At 50.2% G+C, this 2,997-nt stretch carries 1 rRNA gene; it reads right to left on the reverse strand.

Annotation, left to right across the window (positions count from 1 at the left end):
- Positions 1-26: 26 nt before the first annotated feature.
- A 23S ribosomal RNA gene (locus WFN33_RS20145) occupies positions 27-2,917 on the reverse strand.
- Between the last annotated feature and the right edge of the window lie 80 nt (positions 2,918-2,997).

Here is a 2,997-nt window from a genome sequence, read left to right on the forward strand (position 1 = left end):
TTCGTATACAACTGCTTGGGTGTTGTATAGTCAAGCCTCACGAGCAATTAGTATTGGTCAGCTTCATGCGTCACCGCACTTCCACATCCAACCTATCAACGTCGTAGTCTTCAACGGCTCTTTAGAGGACATAAAGTCCTAGGGAAATCTTATCTTGAGGTAGGCTTCCCGCTTAGATGCTTTCAGCGGTTATCCCTTCCGAACATAGCTACCCGGCGATGCGACTGGCGTCACAACCGGTACACCAGAGGTTCGTCCACTCTGGTCCTCTCGTACTAGGAGCAGATCCTCTCAAATTTCCAACGCCCACGGTAGATAGGGACCGAACTGTCTCACGACGTTCTAAACCCAGCTCGCGTACCTCTTTAAATGGCGAACAGCCATACCCTTGGGACCTGCTTCAGCCCCAGGATGAGATGAGCCGACATCGAGGTGCCAAACACCGCCGTCGATATGAACTCTTGGGCGGTATCAGCCTGTTATCCCCAGAGTACCTTTTATCCGTTGAGCGATGGCCCTTCCATACAGAACCACCGGATCACTAAGACCTACTTTCGTACCTGCTCGACTTGTGGGTCTCGCAGTTAAGCGCGCTTTTGCCTTTATACTCTACGCGTGATTTCCGACCACGCTGAGCGCACCTTCGTACTCCTCCGTTACTCTTTAGGAGGAGACCGCCCCAGTCAAACTACCCACCAGACATGGTCCTCGTCCCGGATAACGGGACAGAGTTAGAACCTCAATATTACCAGGGTGGTATTTCAAGGATGGCTCCATAGCAACTGGCGTCACTACTTCAAAGCCTCCCACCTATCCTACACAAGTAAGATCAAAGTTCAATGTCAAGCTGCAGTAAAGGTTCACGGGGTCTTTCCGTCTAGCCGCGGGTACACCGCATCTTCACGGCGAATTCGATTTCACTGAGTCTCTGCTGGAGACAGCGCCCCCATCATTATGCCATTCGTGCAGGTCGGAACTTACCCGACAAGGAATTTCGCTACCTTAGGACCGTTATAGTTACGGCCGCCGTTTACTGGGGCTTCGATCAAGAGCTTCGCTTACGCTAACCCCATCAATTAACCTTCCAGCACCGGGCAGGCATCACACCCTATACGTCCACTTTCGTGTTTGCAGAGTGCTATGTTTTTAATAAACAGTTGCAGGGGCCTGGTTTCTGTGGCTGCCAATAGCTCAAGGAGCAAGTCCTATCACCGTCAGCAGCGTACCTTCTCCCGAAGTTACGGTACCATTTTGCCTAGTTCCTTCAGCAGAGTTCTCTCAAGCGCTTTGGTCTACTCGACCTGACCACCTGTGTCGGTTTCGGGTACGATTCCTGTGTAACTGAAGCTTAGAGACTTTTCCTGGAAGCATAGTATCAGCCACTTCGCTAGTAAACTAGCTTGCTATCAGCTCTCAGCATAGAGCACCCCGGATTTGCCTAAGATGCATGCCTACTGCCTTTCACCTGGACAACCAACGCCAGGCTGACTTAACTTTCTCCGTCCTCTCATCGCATTACACAGAAGTATTGGAATATTAACCAATTTCCCATCGACTACGCCTCTCGGCCTCGCCTTAGGGGTCGACTCACCCAGCCCCGATTAACGTTGGACTGGAACCCTTGGTCTTTCAGCGTGCGAGTTTTTCACTCGCATTGTCGTTACTCACGTCAGCATTCGCACTTCTGATACCTCCAGCATACTTCTCAATACACCTTCATCGGCTTACAGAACGCTCCCCTACCACGTATACTAAGTATACATCCGCAGCTTCGGCATATAGTTTTAGCCCCGTTACATCTTCCGCGCAGGCCGACTCGACTAGTGAGCTATTACGCTTTCTTTAAAGGGTGGCTGCTTCTAAGCCAACCTCCTAGCTGTCTATGCCTTCCCACATCGTTTCCCACTTAACTATAATTTTGGGGCCTTAGCTGGCGGTCTGGATTGTTTTCCTCTTGACTACGGACGTTAGCACCCGCAGTCTGTCTCCCGGATAGTACTCATAGGTATTCGGAGTTTGCATCGGTTTGGTAAGTCGGGATGACCCCCTAGCCGAAACAGTGCTCTACCCCCTATGGTATTCGTCCGAGGCGCTACCTAAATAGCTTTCGGGGAGAACCAGCTATCACCGAGTTTGATTAGCCTTTCACCCCTATCCACAAGTCATCCCCTGGCTTTTCAACGACAGTGGGTTCGGTCCTCCAGTTAGTGTTACCCAACCTTCAACCTGCTCATGGATAGATCACCCGGTTTCGGGTCTATACCCAGCAACTAAACGCCCTATTAAGACTCGATTTCTCTACGGCTCCCCTATACGGTTAACCTTGCTACTGAATATAAGTCGCTGACCCATTATACAAAAGGTACGCAGTCACCGAACAAGTCGGCTCCCACTGCTTGTATGCATGCGGTTTCAGGATCTATTTCACTCCCCTCACAGGGGTTCTTTTCGCCTTTCCCTCACGGTACTGGTTCACTATCGGTCAGTCAGGAGTATTTAGCCTTGGAGGATGGTCCCCCCATATTCAGACAAGGTTTCACGTGCCTCGCCCTACTCGTCATCATTATATGTGCCCTTTCGTGTACGGGACTATCACCCTCTACGGTAGCACTTCCCAGAGCTTTCCGCTAAAACACATATAACTTAATGGGCTGATCCCCGTTCGCTCGCCGCTACTGAGGGAATCTCAATTGATTTCTTTTCCTAAGGGTACTGAGATGTTTCACTTCCCCTCGTTCGCCTCGCATGACTATGTATTCATCATGCGATACCTACCTTATGGTAAGTGGGTTTCCCCATTCAGAAATCTCCGGATCACAGGATATTTGCCGCCTCCCCGAAGCTTATCGCAGGCTATTACGTCTTTCATCGCCTCTGACTGCCAAGGCATCCACCACATGCACTTAATTACTTGACTATACAACCCCAAACAGTCGCTAATCCCTACAAGGAGGATCAACAATGTGGATTCAACCACTTCTATTTGTTGCCTGTGAA

Source organism: Acinetobacter sp. AS167, from assembly GCF_037152175.1.
Classification (GTDB): domain Bacteria; phylum Pseudomonadota; class Gammaproteobacteria; order Pseudomonadales; family Moraxellaceae; genus Acinetobacter.